The 15519-nt window shown below is 69.2% G+C and carries 16 protein-coding genes, 1 tRNA gene and 1 pseudogene; 16 read left to right on the top strand and 2 right to left on the bottom strand.

Annotated elements, in window-relative coordinates:
* The first annotated feature begins 89 nt into the window (after positions 1 to 89).
* The 10 genes and pseudogenes from gabT (at position 90) to nusG (ending at position 9916) form a co-directional block, all read left to right on the top strand.
* The gene (gene gabT, locus AC4FS2_RS10965) at positions 90 to 1442 is read left to right on the top strand and encodes a 4-aminobutyrate--2-oxoglutarate transaminase (protein ID WP_491156991.1); all 1353 of its coding nucleotides are present in this window, start codon (positions 90 to 92) and stop codon (positions 1440 to 1442) included.
* 27 nt (positions 1443 to 1469) lie between these two features.
* On the top strand, positions 1470 to 2846 hold the full coding sequence (locus AC4FS2_RS10960; RefSeq protein ID WP_491156989.1) for a flavin monoamine oxidase family protein: 1377 nt from the start codon (positions 1470 to 1472) through the stop codon (positions 2844 to 2846).
* Positions 2843 to 3730: a universal stress protein gene (locus tag AC4FS2_RS10955; protein ID WP_491156987.1), complete on the top strand. Its 888-nt coding sequence runs from the start codon at positions 2843 to 2845 to the stop codon at positions 3728 to 3730. Before AC4FS2_RS10960 ends, AC4FS2_RS10955 begins: the two co-directional genes overlap by 4 nt.
* Positions 3727 to 5291 (top strand): annotated as a pseudogene (locus AC4FS2_RS10950) (APC family permease). Before AC4FS2_RS10955 ends, AC4FS2_RS10950 begins: the two are co-directional and overlap by 4 nt.
* Positions 5292 to 5307: 16 nt before the next feature.
* Entirely contained in the window at positions 5308 to 6669 is a 1362-nt protein-coding gene (locus AC4FS2_RS10945; RefSeq protein WP_491156985.1) for an NAD-dependent succinate-semialdehyde dehydrogenase, read from the top strand.
* The gene (locus AC4FS2_RS10940) at positions 6669 to 7586 is read left to right on the top strand and encodes a hypothetical protein (RefSeq protein WP_491156983.1); all 918 of its coding nucleotides are present in this window, start codon (positions 6669 to 6671) and stop codon (positions 7584 to 7586) included. The genes AC4FS2_RS10945 and AC4FS2_RS10940 overlap by 1 nt, the downstream gene beginning before the upstream one ends.
* Positions 7583 to 8050 carry a hypothetical protein gene (locus AC4FS2_RS10935; RefSeq protein WP_491156982.1) on the top strand — a complete coding sequence of 156 codons (468 nt, stop codon included), beginning with the start codon at positions 7583 to 7585 and terminating at the stop codon, positions 8048 to 8050. The genes AC4FS2_RS10940 and AC4FS2_RS10935 overlap by 4 nt, the downstream gene beginning before the upstream one ends.
* Before the next feature lie 145 nt (positions 8051 to 8195).
* A tRNA-Trp gene (locus AC4FS2_RS10930) sits at positions 8196 to 8268 on the top strand.
* A gap of 46 nt (positions 8269 to 8314) precedes the next feature.
* Positions 8315 to 8590, top strand: coding sequence for a preprotein translocase subunit SecE (secE, locus tag AC4FS2_RS10925; protein ID WP_491156981.1), 276 nt, complete (start codon positions 8315 to 8317; stop codon positions 8588 to 8590).
* Between the two features lie 288 nt (positions 8591 to 8878).
* Complete coding sequence (nusG, locus tag AC4FS2_RS10920; protein WP_491157086.1) at positions 8879 to 9916, top strand: transcription termination/antitermination protein NusG; 1038 nt, start codon at positions 8879 to 8881, stop codon at positions 9914 to 9916.
* Positions 9917 to 9968: 52 nt separating this feature from the next.
* Here the strand turns inward: nusG and AC4FS2_RS10915 are convergent, their stop codons facing one another.
* Positions 9969 to 10385 carry a VOC family protein gene (locus AC4FS2_RS10915; RefSeq protein WP_491156979.1) on the bottom strand — a complete coding sequence of 139 codons (417 nt, stop codon included), beginning with the start codon at positions 10383 to 10385 and terminating at the stop codon, positions 9969 to 9971.
* A 61-nt stretch (positions 10386 to 10446) separates the two neighbouring features.
* Between AC4FS2_RS10915 and AC4FS2_RS10910 the strand changes: the two genes are divergently transcribed.
* The 6 genes from AC4FS2_RS10910 to AC4FS2_RS10885 all read left to right on the top strand — a co-directional run bounded on the left by AC4FS2_RS10910 (position 10447) and on the right by AC4FS2_RS10885 (position 15187).
* Complete coding sequence (locus AC4FS2_RS10910; protein WP_491156977.1) at positions 10447 to 11406, top strand: helix-turn-helix transcriptional regulator; 960 nt, start codon at positions 10447 to 10449, stop codon at positions 11404 to 11406.
* A 160-nt stretch (positions 11407 to 11566) separates the two neighbouring features.
* A complete protein-coding gene (gene rplK / locus AC4FS2_RS10905) occupies positions 11567 to 11998 on the top strand; it encodes a 50S ribosomal protein L11 (RefSeq protein WP_491156975.1) in 432 nt (143 codons plus the stop codon).
* Between the two features lie 13 nt (positions 11999 to 12011).
* Positions 12012 to 12704, top strand: a complete 693-nt coding sequence (rplA, locus tag AC4FS2_RS10900) for a 50S ribosomal protein L1 (RefSeq protein ID WP_491156973.1) — start codon at positions 12012 to 12014, stop codon at positions 12702 to 12704.
* 184 nt (positions 12705 to 12888) lie between these two features.
* Positions 12889 to 13692: an amino acid ABC transporter substrate-binding protein gene (locus tag AC4FS2_RS10895; RefSeq protein WP_491156972.1), complete on the top strand. Its 804-nt coding sequence runs from the start codon at positions 12889 to 12891 to the stop codon at positions 13690 to 13692.
* A gap of 24 nt (positions 13693 to 13716) precedes the next feature.
* Positions 13717 to 14382, top strand: coding sequence for an amino acid ABC transporter permease (locus AC4FS2_RS10890; RefSeq protein ID WP_491156970.1), 666 nt, complete (start codon positions 13717 to 13719; stop codon positions 14380 to 14382).
* The gene (locus AC4FS2_RS10885; protein WP_491156969.1) at positions 14369 to 15187 is read left to right on the top strand and encodes an amino acid ABC transporter ATP-binding protein; all 819 of its coding nucleotides are present in this window, start codon (positions 14369 to 14371) and stop codon (positions 15185 to 15187) included. The genes AC4FS2_RS10890 and AC4FS2_RS10885 overlap by 14 nt, the downstream gene beginning before the upstream one ends.
* 12 nt (positions 15188 to 15199) lie before the next feature.
* On the opposite strand, the gene AC4FS2_RS10880 is transcribed toward AC4FS2_RS10885, so the two are convergent.
* On the bottom strand, positions 15200 to 15490 hold the full coding sequence (locus AC4FS2_RS10880; protein WP_491156967.1) for an acylphosphatase: 291 nt from the start codon (positions 15488 to 15490) through the stop codon (positions 15200 to 15202).
* Between the last annotated feature and the right edge of the window lie 29 nt (positions 15491 to 15519).

Below are 15519 nucleotides of genomic sequence, written 5' to 3'. Positions count from 1 at the left end.
CGTCCGGATGTCCGCGACGTACACGGACTCGGGTCGAATGTACATGACGGCGAGTGCGGGCCCCGTGGCGCCTGCCTAGCATCGCCGCCATGAGCCAATCCGCCGTTCTCTCGTCCGTCGGCGGGCCGTCGTTGCCTCAGGTGCGCCGGCTCGTCACCGATCTCCCCGGTCCCCGCTCGCGCGAGATCCTCGAGCGGAAGGCCGCGGCTGTGGCGTCCGGAGTCGGACACACCGCCCCGATCGCGGCGGTCGCCGCCGGCGGGGGTGTCGTCGTGGATGCCGATGGCAATTCGCTGATCGACCTCGGTTCGGGCATCGCGGTCACGACCATCGGGAACGCCCACCCGGCGGTCGTCGCAGCTGTGCAGGAGCAGGTGGCACGCTTCACCCACACGTGCTTCATGATCTCGCCGTACGAGTCGTACGTCGCCGTCGCCGAGGCGCTCAACCGGCTCACCCCGGGGGACCACACCAAGAAGAGCGCGCTGTTCAACAGCGGCGCCGAGGCGGTGGAGAACGCCATCAAGATCGCACGGAAGGCCACCGGGCGCCAAGCGGTCGTCGCCTTCGACCACGCCTACCACGGGCGGACGAACCTCACGATGGCGCTGACGGCCAAGAGCATGCCGTACAAGAGCGGCTTCGGTCCCTTCGCGTCGGAGATCTACCGCGCCCCGATGTCGTATCCGTACCGCGATGGGCTGAGCGGGCCGGATGCGGCGGCGAAAGCCATCTCGGTGATCGAGAAGCAGATCGGCGCCGACAACCTCGCGGCCCTGCTCATCGAACCGATCCAGGGCGAGGGCGGATTCATCGTCCCCGCCGAGGGGTTCCTTCCCGCCCTCGCGGATTGGTGTCGGGCGAACGGCGTGGTGTTCATCGCCGACGAGGTGCAGAGCGGCTTCGCCCGGACGGGTGCGATGTTCGCGAGCGAGCTGTTCGGGATCATCCCGGATCTGATCACCACCGCCAAGGGCATCGCCGGCGGCCTGCCGCTGGCCGCCGTCACCGGTCGGGCCGAGATCATGGATGCCGCGCACGCCGGCGGGCTCGGCGGCACCTACGGGGGCAACCCGATCGCGTGCGCCGCGGCGCTGGCGGCGTTCGAGGTGTACGAGACCGAGAACCTCGTCGAGCGCGCACGCGAGCTCGGCGAGATCCTGCAGCGGCGCCTGCGCTCCATGCAGGACGAGGACCCCCGGATCGGGGATGTCCGCGGCTTCGGCGCGATGGTCGCCGCCGAGTTCGTCGACCCGGCCTCGGGTGCCCCCGATGCGGCTCTCACCTCCGCCGTGGCGAAGGCGTGCCTGGCCGAGGGCGTGATCGTGCTGACCTGCGGCACGTACGGCAACGTCATCCGCTTCCTCCCGCCGTTGTCGATCGGCGATGATCTGTTGGTCGAGGGCCTCGACGTCCTCTCCGGCGTCCTCCAGCAGGCCTGAGCGCCGCAACGGTCGAGGGGGGCGAGCATGAGAGAGCTGACGAGGGACGTCGTGGTCGTCGGAGCCGGGGCGGCGGGGCTCACCGCCGCGAACGCCCTGCGCACGGCCGGCCTGTCGGTGGCGGTGCTGGAAGCGCGTGACCGCGTCGGCGGCCGACTGTGGACCGACGTCATCGACGGCGCGATGCTGGAGATCGGGGGCCAGTGGGTCTCGCCCGACCAGGACGCGCTCATCCAGACCCTCGATGAGTTGGGGCTGGAAACGTACCCCCGCTACCGTCAGGGCGACAGCGTGTACATCGGCCGCGACGGCACGCCCACCCGGTTCACCGGAGACATCTTCCCGGTGGCTCCCGAAACCGAACGCGCGATGGTCGAACTCATCGAGAAGCTCGACGCGCTCGTGGCCGAGATCGACCCGGACGCCCCCGAGCGACACCCCGCCGCGGCAGCGCTCGACCGCGTCTCGTTCGAGGAGTGGCTGGCGCGCGAGACCGACGACATCGAGGCGCGCGAGAATGTGGCGCTGTTCATCGCCGGAGCCATGCTGACCAAGCCCGCCCACGCGTTCTCGGCGCTCCAGGCGCTGCTGATGGCGGCGAGCGCGGGGAGCTTCTCGCACCTGGTCGACGCCGACTTCATCCTCGACAAGCGTGTCGTGGGAGGACTCCAGCAGGTGCCGCTGCTGCTGGCTGAGCGGCTCGGAGATGACGTCGTGCTCGGCCAGCCGGTGCGCGAACTCGCGTGGGAGTCTGCGACGGGGCCGGGAACCGGTGGCGTGACCGCGACGACCGACGAGGTCATCGTCCGCGCCCGCTACGCCGTGCTCGCGCTGGCACCGGTGCTGTACCCGCGCATCTCCTTCCACCCCCCGCTCCCGCGGTTGCAGCAGCAGATGCACCAGCACCTGTCGATGGGTTTCGTCATCAAGGTGCACGCCGTGTACGAGACGCCGTTCTGGCGCGAGCAGGGGTTGTCGGCGACGGCGTTCAGCCCGTACGAGATCTGCCACGAGGCCTACGACAACACCAACCATGGCGATCCCCGGGGCACCCTCGTCGGCTTCGTCTCCGACCGCCACGCCGACGACCTCTTCCGCCTTCCGGCCGCCCAGCGCAAGGAGCTCATCTTGGAGTCGCTGTCGCACTACTACGGGTCCGAGGCCAAGAACCCGGTCGTGTATTACGAAAGCGACTGGGGGGCTGAGGAATGGACGCGCGGCGCCTACGCCGCGAGCTTCGATCTCGGCGGGCTGGCCCGCTACAACGCCGACGCCCGGACCCCGGTCGGCCCGATCCATTTCGCCTGCAGCGACCTCGCCGGGGCGGGCTACCAGCACGTCGACGGCGCCATCCGGATGGGGCGGCGCGTGGCCGACGCGATCGTGACCGAGGCTCGCGCATGAGCCGCCCGATCGCCGTGGGGTACACCGCGACCGACGCCGGAGCCGACGCCCTCGCGGTGGCCGCACGCCTCGCGGCCGCCATCGACGCGCCACTGGAAATCGTGATCGTCCTGCCCGACGCGGCCCGCAGCGTCATCACGCCCCCGGACGCCGGATATGGGCGGCTCGTCCGTGCGCGCGCGGAGGAATGGCTCGCCGACGCACAGCAGCAACTCGGCCAAGCAGTGCGCCACCGGGGCAGCGTCCGGTACGGCGAATCGTTCGCGGAGGGGCTCTGGCACACCGCGCGGGAGGTGGATGCGGCGTACCTCGTCGTGGGCGCGGCGAACGGCGGAATCCGCGGCCGGCACTTCCTCGGGTCGGTCGCGAGCGAGCTGCTGCACACCTCCGACGTCCCCGTGGTCCTCGCCCCCGAGGGGTCGCGACGCATCGACCCCTCGGCGGGCCTGTCCCGGGTCACCGCCGCCGTGGGCACACGCGCGGGGGCCGACGTGCTGTTGGAGGAGTCGGTCGCCCTCGCCGCCGCAGCATCCGTCCCGCTTCGCCTGGTCTCGCTCGAGACGATCGACCTGCCCGCGGGACTGGACACCGCCGCGATCCGGGTCGCCGGCGCCGCGCACGCCCAGCGTGTGCTCGAACAGGCACGAGCATCGCTCCCCGAGGCGATCAGCGCCGACGTGGTCCTCGCCCGCGGCGACAGCGTCGAAGAGGCCGTCGGGGCGTTGACGTGGGATCAGAGCGAGATCGCGATCGTCGGCTCGAGCCGACTCGCGCAGCCGCGCCGGCTCTTCCTCGGTTCCACCGCGGCCAAGATGCTCCGCGAACTTCCCGTTCCCCTCATCGTCGTGCCCCGCACGCGCCCGGAAGAAGGAGGGCGCCCATGACCGCTCCGAGAAGCGGGTCGCCCGCGGCCACGACCGGCGACGGCGCCGGCGGACTCTCGAAGAAGGGGCTGTCTGCGGGGACGGTGGGTCTGCTCGGGGCCATCGTCATCGGCATCTCGTGCATCGCACCCGCCTACACGCTGACGGCCGCCCTCGGTCCCACGGTGTCGGAGGTCGGCTTCCAGGTGCCCGCCATCATCCTCGTCGGTTTCATCCCGATGCTGCTCGTCGCTTTCGGGTACCGCGAACTGAACAAGCAGATGCCCGACTCCGGCACGTCGTTCACGTGGGCGGCTCGGGCCTTCGGACCGTGGGTGGGGTGGATGGCGGGGTGGGGCCTCATCGCCGCCACGATTCTCGTGCTCTCCAATCTGGCCGGGATCGCGGTGGAGTTCCTCTTCCTGCTCATCGACCAGATCGCGGGCAGCCCGGGCACGATCGCCGAGCTGGCCTTCAACCCGTTCATCAACGTCGCCGTGTGCCTCCTGTTCATGCTGGGCGCCACGTTGGTCTCCTACCGCGACATGCAGACCACCCAGAAACTGCAGTACGTCCTCGTGACATTCCAGGTGCTGGTACTCGTGGTCTTCTCGATCGCCGCCTTCGTCCACGTCGCCCAGGGGAATGCGTTCGACGCGAGCCCACCGGAGCTGAGCTGGTTCAACCCCTTCGCCGTGGGATCGTTCACCGCCGTCGTGGCGGGGCTCTCGCTGTCGATCTTCATCTTCTGGGATGGGACGTCACCCTCACGATGAATGAGGAGACGAAGGATCCCGAGAAGACTCCGGGTCGGGCGGCCACCCTCACCGTTGTCACGATCGTGGTGCTGTACCTGCTCATCTCGCTCGCGCTCCTCGCGTTCGCGGGTACGGGGGAGGGGGAGCTGGGCCTGGGCAACCCCGACATCCAGGACAACGTCTTCTTCTATCTGAGCGGACCGGTTCTCGGCCCGCTCGCCTTCCTCGTGTCGCTCGCCGTACTGACCAGCTCGGCATCCTCTTTGCAGTCGACGTTCGTCTCGCCCGCGCGCACGCTCCTGGCGATGGGCCACTACGGCGCCCTTCCGCCCAAATTCGCGCAGGTCACCCCGCGGTTCTTCACGCCGGGCTACGCCACCATCGTGTCGGCGGTCGTCGCCTCGGTCTTCTACGCCATCATGCGGTTCGTCAACGAGAACGTGCTGTGGGACACCATCACCACCCTCGGGCTGATGATCTGCTTCTACTACGGGCTCACGGCCTTCGCGTGCGTGTGGTATTTCCGCCGGCAGTGGTTCGATTCGGTGCGCGACGTCTTCTTCACGCTCCTCTTCCCGCTTGTGGGCGGCATCATCCTCGCGGGCCTGTTCGCCGTCACCCTCGTGGAGAGCCTCGACCCCGACTACGGCAGCGGGACGGAATGGTTCGGCGTGGGCAGCGTCTTCGTGCTGGGTGTCACGATCATCGGCCTCGGGATCGTGGTCATGATCTGGCAGGCCGTCCGCCGTCCTGCGTTCTTCCGTGGGGAGACACTGTCGAAGGACGCCCCCGCGAGCGCGCGCCGCCGGCGGCAGACTGTATGAGAGCGAAAGGAACGTCATGAGCGAATACGCCGTCGTCAACCCCGCCACAGGGGAAAGGCTGGCCGAATACGACACGTTGACCGACCGTGGCGTCGAGGGGGCGATCGCCGCGGCCTCCGACGCCTACCGGACGTGGTCGCGCACCTCCGTCGCCGACCGGGCCGCGCTCCTGCGCCGCGCGGCCGAACTGCACCGCGAGCGTCGTGACCTGCTCGCAGCGATCATCGTGCGGGAGATGGGAAAGCCCCTGGAGGCGGCACTCGGCGAGGTCGACTTCGCCGCTGACATCACCGAGTTCTACGCCGACCACATCGAGGAGTTCACCGGCGACCAGCCGCTCGACATCTCCGGCGACGGGAGCGCGGTGATCCGCCGGTCGCCGCTGGGCGTGCTGCTGGGCATCATGCCGTGGAACTTCCCGTACTACCAGGTGGCGCGGTTCGCCGCGCCCAACCTCGCTGTGGGCAACACCATCCTGCTCAAGCATGCTCCGCAGTGCCCGGAGTCGGCCGAGGCGCTGCAGCTCCTCTACCGCGACGCCGGCTTCCCGGAGGGCGCGTACGTCAACGTCCGCATCACCAACGACCAGGCCGCCGCGATCATCGCCGATCCGCGCGTGCAGGGTGTCTCGGTGACGGGATCGGAGCGCGCCGGAGCGGCCGTCGCCGAGATCGCCGGACGGAACCTGAAGAAGGTGGCGCTCGAATTGGGTGGTTCCGACCCGTTCCTGCTGCTGTCCACCGACGACCTCGACGGCACCGTGCAGTCCGCCGTCGACGCGCGCCTGGACAACACCGGACAGTCGTGCAACGCCGCGAAGCGCTTCATCGTCGTCGATGAGCTGTACGAGGCGTTTCTCGACAAGTTCACCGCCGCCATGAGCGCGGCGAAGGTCGGCGACCCGCTTGCCGAGGACACGGTCCTCGGCCCGCTCTCATCCGCTGCGGCCGCCGAACGCCTCGCGGAACAGGTCGAGCGGGCCGTCGCGCAGGGCGCGACACTCGTCGCGGGCGGTACGCGCGACGGCGCGTTCTTCGCGCCCACGGTGCTCACCGGCGTCACGAGCGACATGGATGCGTACCGCGAGGAGTTCTTCGGACCCGTGGGCGTCGTCTACCGGGCATCCGGCGAGCAGGAGGCGGTCGCCATCGCGAACGACACCGGATTCGGATTGGGGTCGTACGTGTTCACGACCGACCCGGAGCAGGCAGAACGGGTGGCCGACGGGATCGACGCGGGCATGGTCTACGTGAACGTGGTGCTCGCCGATTCGCCCGAGCTGCCTTTCGGCGGAGTCAAGCGCAGCGGCACCGGCCGTGAGCTGGGGCTCCTCGGTGCCGACGAGTTCGTCAATAAGAAGCTCATCCGCGTCGCCTGATGACCCTCCCCGCCGACGCTCCCGCTCCTGTCCCCGTGACCGACCAGGGCGACGTTTCGGGAGCCCTCGCCTCAGGGGTGCGGAGGTGGCGCCGGCGTCGTGTGATCTGGCTCGTCGCCGTGATCGCGGTGGTGGTGCTGGCAGCGGCCGGGGCAGGAATCTGGTGGGCAGTCCGAGACGCGCAGGAGCGCGCGCTGGCCGCACGCGCGGTCACCACAGGCCAGCAGACCGTCGTCACGGCGGCCTTCGAGGGAACCGCCGAAATCGCCGCCCAGATCCAGACGCAGCGCACCGCGTACCGGGATGCCGAGTCGCTGTGGAACGGTGCGGTCGCCTCGAACGAGGCCTTTCTGGCCGAGGATGCGGCACCCGCCGTGTCGGCGCCCAATCCGGGCGGCGACGGGATGCCCGGCGGGGATGGTGAGGCTCGCGCGCTGCTGGACGGCATCGGAGCATCGGCGGTGCAGATCGTCTACGACGGCGGCCCGCAGAACTGCGGCTTCGCGGCGGCCGACGAGACCTACCGGATCGCTCTCGGCGGATGCTACGACAGCAAATTCCGCAACCGGGTCTTCCTGGCCTGGGATCCGGGTGCCACCCGCGCGAACATCTGGCCGATCTTCGTCCACGAAGCCATGCACTGGTATCAATGGGACCGCTACTCGACGCAGTTCGCTGCCGCGGAGAGCGCCGGCGTGAGCCAGGACGCCTATCGTCCGCAGATCGAGGCTGACGCCAGCTGTCGTGCGGTGATCCAGCACGACGTGCCCGCCACGGCTTTCGAGGCGTCCTCCGCGCCGTGCAACGTCGCGGATTGGCACGACGGGTGGCTGGTCGAACAGCTCGCGGGCCTCGGCGTGCCCGTCGCCGCGCCCGATCCGGCGACGTTCGAAGTGCAGGAGGTGATCCGCCCATGACGCGGCAACCGCGCATCCGGCTCGCCGGAGCCGTCCTCGCCCTCGCTGTGTGCGCGACAGCGCTGACTGCGTGCACCTTCGGTCCCGACCCGGCGGAAGTGCGCAGCGAGACGCGGGAGGTCTTCGACGATCTGGTCGGGGTCCTCTCCGACGCCGACCCGGCGATCCTCCGCACGGTCGAGACGGCGCCGGAGTCCGAGCAGGCGTGCGGCGAGGATGGCGAGGGGACGCAGCACGCACTCGTGGCCACGGGCACACTCCCCGTCACCGCGCCGGTGGACGCCGTCGATGCTCAGGTGGGCGCCCTCGGGGCCGAGCTCGACCCGGAGACGTGGGACCGGATCCGTTCGGCGTCGGACGCGCCGGAACAGCAGGCGTGGGCGTCCGAAGACGGGATCGTGGTCACCGTGACATTCGACGACCCGGTCTTGGTCACCGCCGTCTTCACCCCGTGCACTCGCTGAGCGGGTTCGCGGGTGGGAAAGGGATGACGTAGACTTCCCCTGCAGGAAAGTCTGCATTCTTTCGCCGTGCCCGCCGGTCGGGCCGACCCCCTTTCGGACAGGTCACGGTGGCGGAGTGCGGGCATCCCGGGGCCTCACGGCCTCTAGGGCGGTAGCTCAATTGGCAGAGCAGCGGTCTCCAAAACCGCAGGTTGCAGGTTCGATTCCTGTCCGCCCTGCGCGCTGGCGCATGCTGGCACACGGTAGGCAACCCAGGTAGGTGCGATGGTCCAGGATGAGCCGAGAGGCGAGGTGGTCGCAGGACGCGACGCGCCACGCGAGAAGAGGCCCAACTTCTTCGCGCGCATCGCCATATTCGTCCGCCAGGTGTTCGCGGAGCTTCGGAAGGTGGTCACCCCGACCCGCTCCGAGCTGCTGAAGTTCACGGCCGTCGTGCTCGCCTTCGTCGTCATCATGATGGCGCTGGTCTACGGACTGGACGTGCTGTTCGTCTGGATTACCACGGCGGTCTTCGGCGTGCCAGGCGGCTCCGCCCCCTGACCTGCGCCGTGAGCGCTTGCGGAGCGGCTTCGACGCCCGCACCATCAACGGAAGAGATCACAATTGTCTGAGAGATACAACGACGACGCCGACTGGGCGACGGCCGCCGAGCAGTCCAGCGAGGACGACGAAGCGCAGGAGGGCAACCAGCTCGCCGCCGAGGAGCGATCCGTGGCACCGGCCGAGCAGAGTGCCATCCACGTCGTGGAAGACGGCGACGACACGGGTGACGTCGACACCTTCGCGGACGAGGACATCTTGATCGACGACCCCGAGGCCGACGCGATCGTGAACGACGCGCTGACCATCGACGAGGCAGCGGAGGTGGAAGCCGCCGCGGAGGCGCTCGCCGAATCGCTCGCCGACGAGGCGGCCGACCACAATGCGGAGGAGCCGGACGTGACCCCCTACGACGGACCGGATGTGAACGGCGAGCCCGACGAGCCGGTGCTGGATCCCGACTTCGTGGAGTCGGTCACCGAAGCCGCCGGCGTCGTGGACGAGGTGGAGGCTTCGGTCGATCCCGCCGACGCCGCGGAAGAACCCGAAGGCTTCGACCCCACGGTCAACCCCGATGACATCGTCACGGCGGGCGACCAGGACGACTCCGTCGCCATGGACGACGCCACCGCTGAGGACGCTGCCACCGCGGAGGAGGCTGCCGTCGCGGACGACGCGACCGACGCCGCTGAGGACGATGAGGACGCGGACCCCTACGAGGCGTTCCGGACCGAGCTTCGGATGCTGCCGGGCAAGTGGTACGTCATCCACTCCTACGCCGGCTTCGAGCGCAAGGTGAAAGCCAACATCGAGCAGCGGAAGTCCACCCTCGAGGTGGAGGACGACATCTACCAGGTCGAGGTCCCCATGGAGGACGTCGTCGAGATCAAGAACGGCCAGCGCAAGATGGTTACGCGCGTCCGGATCCCGGGCTACGTGCTCGTGCGCATGGAGCTCAACGAAGACACGTGGTCGGTCGTCCGTCACACCCCGGGTGTCACCGGCTTCGTGGGCAACGCCCACAACCCCACGCCGCTGCGCTTCGAGGAGGCCTTCACCATGCTGAAGAGCCTCGTGGAGGTCAAGGAGGTCGCGCCCACCAAGGCCGGTTCCGCCAAGGGCGGCCAGGCCGTGGCGCGCAGCATCCCCGCCGAGGTCGACTTCGAGATCGGCGAGACCATCACGATCAAGGAGGGCTCGTTCGCGGGTCTCCCCGGCTCGATCAGCGAGATCAAGCCGGAGAGCGGCAAGCTCACCGTGCTGGTCTCCCTCTTCGAGCGCGAGACGCCGGTCGAGCTCAGCTTCGACCAGGTCACCAAGCTGTAGGCGCGACGCCTCGAAACGCCCCGCTCGGCTCCGGCCGGCGGGGCGTTTCGCGTCACTCGTGCCGGGCCGCCCAGTGCGGGCTCTGGATGAGTCCGAGGAGGTTGCCGAACGGGTCGACGATCGACGCAGACCACCACCCCTCCCCGCGCGGGGTGATCGGGTCGAACACGTCGGCGCCCGACCCCACCAGGCGGTCGACGCTCGCGCGGATGTCATCGACGTGCATGCTCACCAGTGCGCCGCCCGGCGCCGGCAACGGGGGACGGTAAGCGCTGGACATGAGGGCGAGTTCGTCCTCGTCGTCGCCGAACCGCCACTCGGCGTATTCGACGGGTCCGCTCTCGGGGCGCACGAAGTACGGCGGAGCACCCAGCACCTCGGCGTACCAGGAGACGGCGGCCGCCATATCGGCGGCGACGAGGTTGAGGTTTGCCAGTCCACGGAACATGTCGTTCTCCTTCTTCGTCATGAGTCCACTCTTCCGCTCAAAGTGATCACCGCACGATCACTTTTCCTGGGATTCTGGGAGCATGCGAGCCGACCGGTTGATCCAAGCTCTTCTGGTGCTGCAGGCACGCGGCACCGTCACCGCGGCTCAGCTCGCTGCGGAACTCGAGGTCTCGGTGCCCACCGCCCGGCGCGACCTGCAGGCCCTGCTCGCGGCGGGAGTGCCCATCTACCCGCGCCCGGGCCGCGGGGGAGGGTGGCAGCTGATCGGCGGAGCCCGCACCGACCTGACGGGCCTGACGGGGCCGGAAGCCTTCGCCCTTGTTCTGCGGCTGGCGCGGACTGCGACCGAATCGGATGCGGCGGTCCGTGCCGAACGGAAGATGCTGCGAGCGCTGCCGCCTCCGTTCCGTGACGCGGCCGAACGGGTCGTCGCCGCAACGATCAGCGGTCGATCCTGGGGACGCAACGCCGCCCCCGAGCCGCCTGCCGCGGCGGGGATGCTGCAGGAGGCGATCGCCACCCAGCGGGCGGTGGACGTGGCGTATCGCGATGGGAACGCGCGTGCGCTGGTGCCGCTGGTCGTCGGGCGGCGCGGCGATGCCTGGTACCTGTTGGCAGCGCCGCCGGCACCGGAGACCGGAATCGCCGACACGTCGCGGATTCGGACGTATCGGCTGGACCGTATCCGTGAGCTGGGCGCGGCGCACGCGGTGGGGCGAGCGCCCGCGGACTTCTCGCCGGAGCAGGCGTGGGACGAGATGGTGGAAGCGGTCGAGGGGCATCGCAGCGCAGCATCCGCCCTCGTGCTCGCCGACGCCGCCGTCGCCGGACCGCTGTGCGCGCAGTTCGGGCGGTACGCCCGCGTCATGGGGGACGCCGGGAACGACCGCACGCGCGTGGAGGTGCGGGCACAGAATGCGGTGGCCCTCGCCGAGCAGCTCGCCGGCTGGAGCGGCGGGGTGGAAGTGGTGGAACCGGTGAGCGTGCGGCGGGAGCTCGCCGAGATCGGCCGGCGCCTGGTCGCGACCTACGGCGGGTGATCCGCAGCGGCGGGTCGTGCCTGGACGCGGAGTGCCCCCGGGCGGTCGCCCCGGCTATACTTGTGTGGTTGCCCCCATCGGGCAGCGAACCCCCACCACTGCCAGGATTCGCCTGGTTCGTGGCAGCGCGCCCGCCGGGCGCACGACAGTGAGGAAACACATGGCACCGAAGAAGCGGGTGACCGGCCTGATCAAGCTCCAGATCAATGCCGGCGCCGCCAACCCCGCGCCGCCGATCGGGCCCGCGCTCGGTCAGCACGGCGTGAACATCATGGAGTTCTGCAAGGCGTACAACGCCGCGACCGAGTCGCAGCGCGGCAACGTCATCCCCGTGGAGATCACCGTCTACGAGGACCGCAGCTTCACCTTCATCCTGAAGACCCCGCCCGCCGCCGAGCTGATCAAGAAGGCCGCCGGCGTCGCGAAGGGCTCGCAGACCCCGCACACGTCCAAGGTGGGCAAGCTCACCAAGGATCAGGTCCGTCAGATCGCCGAGACCAAGCAGCCCGACCTGAACGCGAACGACATCGAGGCCGCCTCGAAGATCATCGCGGGCACCGCCCGTTCCATGGGCATCACGGTCGAGGACTGAGGGGGATAAGAACATGGCTACCAAGTCCAAGGCATTCCGCGCCGCTGCTGAGAAGATCGCGGCCGACAAGTTCTACACTCCCGCCGAGGCTGTCGCCCTGGCGAAGGAGACCGGATCGAAGAAGTTCGACTCGACCGTCGAGGTCGCGCTCAAGCTCGCCGTCGACCCGCGTAAGGCAGACCAGATGGTGCGTGGCACCGTCATGCTTCCGCACGGCACGGGCAAGACCGCCCGCGTCATCGTGTTCGCGAACGGCCCCGCGGCCGAAGCGGCGATCGCGGCGGGTGCTGACGAGGTCGGCGGCACCGAGCTCATCGAGCGCGTGGCCGGTGGCTGGACCGATTTCGACGCGGCCGTCGCCACCCCCGAGCTGATGGGTCAGGTCGGTCGCCTGGGTAAGGTGCTGGGCCCCCGCGGCCTCATGCCCAACCCCAAGACCGGTACGGTCACCCCGAACCCGGCCAAGGCCGTCGAGGAGATCAAGGGCGGAAAGATCGAGTTCCGCGTCGACAAGCACGCCAACGTGCACTTCGTCGTGGGCAAGGCCTCGTTCTCCGCCGACCAGCTCGACGAGAACCTGAACGCCGCGCTCGAAGAGATCGTCCGCCTGAAGCCCTCCAGCGCCAAGGGCCGCTACATCCAGAAGGGTTCGGTGTCGACCACGTTCGGCCCCGGCATCCCGCTGGACGTCAACGTCTTCGCCTGATCCACGCTTCTCACGAAGGGCTCCGCCTCCGGGCGGGGCCCTTCGTTCTTGTGCGGGCGCGGAAAGCGTGCAACGCGGCGTAACGCGAATTCCGCCTCGGTTCATCCCGTGCTGTACTCCTCTGTCGGCGCAAAATGCCACCGATCGGCGCGGACCGCCTTCCTCCCGAGACGTCAGGATCCTCATGCTTTCTCGTCGCTTTCCCGCCGTCACTCTCGCCGTGGGCTTCGTCCTTGCCCTCACCGCGTGCAGCGGCGGCGCGACGGAGCCGGGCGCCACGGCCGCGGGCGAGGAGTACGGTCTCGTCTCACCCGGCACACTCACCGTCGCCACCGAGGGCACCTATCGGCCCTTCACCTTCCATGACGCGTCGGGCGATCTCGTCGGCTTCGATGTCGAGATCGCGGAAGCCGTCGCGGAAAAGCTCGACCTGGACGTGACGTTCCAGGAGACGCAGTGGGATGCGATCTTCGCCGGTCTTGACGCCGGCCGATTCGATGTCATCGCCAACCAGGTCTCGATCAACCCCGAGCGGGAAGAGAAGTATCTCTTCAGCGAGCCGTACACGGTCTCGCCCGGCGTCATCGTGGTCGCCGAGGACGACGCATCCATCTCGAGCTTCGACGACCTCGCCGGCAAGACGACCGCCCAGTCGCTGACGAGCAACTGGTATGAGCTGGCCACGGAGAGCGGTGCGACCGTGGAGCCGGTCGAGGGATGGGCGCAGGCCGTCGCCCTGCTGCAGCAGGGACGCGTGGATGCCACCGTCAACGACAATCTGACCTTCCTCGACTACGAGAAGAGCGAGGGGCCGACCGGTCTGAAGATCGCGGCCGAGACGGAGGACCCCGCGTACAACGCGTTCGCTTTCACCCAGGACCGGGAGGCGCTGGTCGACGCCGTCGACGCCGCCCTGGCCGAACTGCGCGAAGAAGGAGTGCTCGCCGAGATCAGCGAGAAGTACTTCGGCGCGGACGTCACCGAGTAAGCCCGACGTCGAGGAGGAGCGCCCGTGAACGAGACGTGGACGCTCGTCGTGGACTCCTTCTGGCCGCTGCTGCTGGCGGGGCTCACCGGCACCATCCCGCTGGCCCTCGCCTCCTTCGCCCTCGGCCTCGTCCTTGCCCTGGGGGTCGCGCTGCTCCGGCTATCGGGCAACGCCCTCCTGTCAGCGGTGGCCCGCTTCTACGTCTCCGTCATCCGCGGCACACCCCTCCTCGTGCAGCTGTTCGTGATCTTCTACGGCCTGCCCTCGATCGGCGTGGTGATGGATCCGTGGCCCGCGGCGATCATCGCGTTCTCTCTCAATGTGGGCGGGTACGCCGCCGAGGTCATCCGCGCCGCGATCCTCTCGGTGCCCAAGGGCCAGTGGGAGGCCGCGCACACGGTCGGATTCTCTCCCGCGCGAGCCCTCACCCGGATCGTGCTCCCGCAGGCGGCCCGCGTATCGGTTCCCCCGCTGTCCAACACCTTCATCTCCCTCGTGAAGGACACGTCGCTGGCGTCCCTCATCCTCGTCACCGAGCTCTTCCGCCGCGCGGAGAACATCGCAGCGTTCACCTACGAGTTCATGATCATCTACCTCGAAGCCGCGGCCATCTACTGGGCGTTCTGCCTGGTGCTCTCCACGGGGCAGAATCTCCTCGAGAGGAGGCTCGATCGCTATGTCGCGCGATGATCTCCGCGGGCCGGACCCGCTCGCCCCGCCGGCGGCGGGCGGCGACCGCCCTCTGCTGACGGTGACCGGGATGCAGAAGAGCTTCGGGTCGAACCATGTGCTCGACGGCGTGGACTTCGAGGTGCGCCGGGGCGAGGTCGTCGTCCTCATCGGGCCGAGCGGCTCGGGAAAGACGACCGTCCTGCGGTGCCTGAACGCACTGGAGACGCCCGATGCCGGCCTGGTCGCCTTCGACGGCGGACCGGTCGTCGACTTCGCGGAGCGCGTGGCGAAGTCGGACCGCTCGGCGCTCCGGGATCGATCGGCGATGGTGTTCCAGCACCACAACCTCTTTCCGCACCGCACCGTCCTCGAGAACGTGATCGAGGGCCCGGTGCATGCGCACGGGATGTCCCGCGCCGACGCGGTCGCGCGGGCGGACGCGCTGCTGGAGCGCGTCGGACTCCTCGAAAAACGCGACGTCTATCCCTTCCAGCTGTCCGGGGGGCAGCAGCAGCGGGTGGGGATCGTCCGGGCCCTGGCGTTGCGGCCGGACCTTCTCCTCTTCGACGAGCCCACCAGTTCGCTCGACCCCGAGCTGGTGGGGGAGGTGCTGACGGTGCTCCGCGAGTTGGCCGAAGAGGGCTGGACGATGATCATCGTGACCCACGAGCTCGAGTTCGCGCGGCGGGTCGCCGACGAGGTGCTCTTCTTCGACCGGGGGGCGATCCTCGAGCGCGGTGCTCCCGAAGAGCTCTTCACGCGACCGCGGGAGGAGCGCACGCGGCGTTTCGTCGACCGCATCCTCCGACCCCTCGACGAGTGAGTCGCAGCCGGATCACTCCGTCGGCAGCACCTGGAAACCGGCCGCCCGGGTTCCCGCGCCGTGTTCCGCGTCCACCGGGTCGGTCTGCACCTCTGCGACCTCCGCTCCCGGCGGGCCATGCCGCATCCACTCGACCATCGCCTCCACCGCCGCCGTGTCGCCTTCGAGCTCGGCTTCCACAGAGCCGTCCCGCCTGTTGCGCACCCACCCCCTGAGCCCGCCGGCCTGCGCCTCGGCTCGAGCGGTGTAGCGGTAGCCCACACCCTGAACGACGCCGCGGACGACGACATGGACCCGTTGCATCACCCCATCGTCGTGCATGTCGGGGCGGG

This window comes from Microbacterium sp. Z10_103 (assembly GCF_058310455.1).
The sequence above is the reverse complement of the archived record's forward strand: the minus strand, read 5'-3'. Positions and strand labels throughout refer to the sequence as shown.